1 protein-coding gene is annotated in these 845 nt (G+C 49.6%); it reads right to left on the bottom strand.

What is annotated here, in order from left to right; all coding sequences use genetic code 11:
• On the bottom strand, nt 1-845 hold an 845-nt coding region (locus tag ACH0BF_RS25080), incomplete at both ends, for an NAD(P)/FAD-dependent oxidoreductase (RefSeq protein ID WP_406910526.1).

An 845-nucleotide genomic window follows, 5' to 3' on the forward strand; every position in this document is an offset into this window, starting at 1 on the left:
ACCTTTCCTTCATACGTACAAATATCTCCCGCTGCGTAAATCCCCGGGATGTTCGTTTCCATCCGAGAATTGACAACGATGCTGTTCTTCTCAATGTCTAGTCCCCAGTTTTTAATGGGACCGAGGGAAGAAACAAATCCGTAAGTAACGACAACGTCATCGACCTCGATCACCTCTTGCTGTTCCCCTTTCACTTCTTGGAGAATGACCTGTTCGATTCTCTCTTCCCCAACAAGTTCAGTCGGCACAAATGGCGTTTTGATATTGACTGAAGAATTCTTCATTGTTTCCACACTGTACTCGTGGGCACGGAATTTATCGCGGCGGTGGGCAATGGTCACCTGCTCGGCGATCGGCTCCAGCATCAGCGCCCAGTCCACCGCCGAGTCGCCGCCACCGAAGACCTGTACTTTCTTTCCGGCAAACTGGTTCAGGTCGTTGATAAAATAGTGAAGGTTCTTTCCTTCGTATTTTTCCGAGCCGGCAAGCTCCAGCTTTCTCGGCTGGAACGCCCCGTTCCCTGCTGTAATAATCACTGTTTTCGTATAGTGCGTACCCGCATTCGTTGTCAGCTTGAACGTACCATCTTCCTGCTTTTCCAGTCCTTCGACTGCTTCCTCGAGGCAGACGGTCGGATCAAACTGATTCATTTGCTCTTTTAAATTATCGACAAGCTCCTGAGCTCTCACTTTAGGAAAGCCGGCTACGTCATAAATGTATTTTTCCGGGTAAAGGGCCGACAGCTGGCCGCCTAGCTGCGGCAAGCTTTCAATGATCTTGCAAGACATCTGTCTCATTCCCGCATAGAAAGCGGTGAATAATCCTACTGGCCCTCCCCCGATAAT

The sequence above is a fragment of the Pseudobacillus sp. 179-B 2D1 NHS genome, assembly GCF_045370945.1.
GTDB lineage: Bacteria > Bacillota > Bacilli > Bacillales > Domibacillaceae > Pseudobacillus.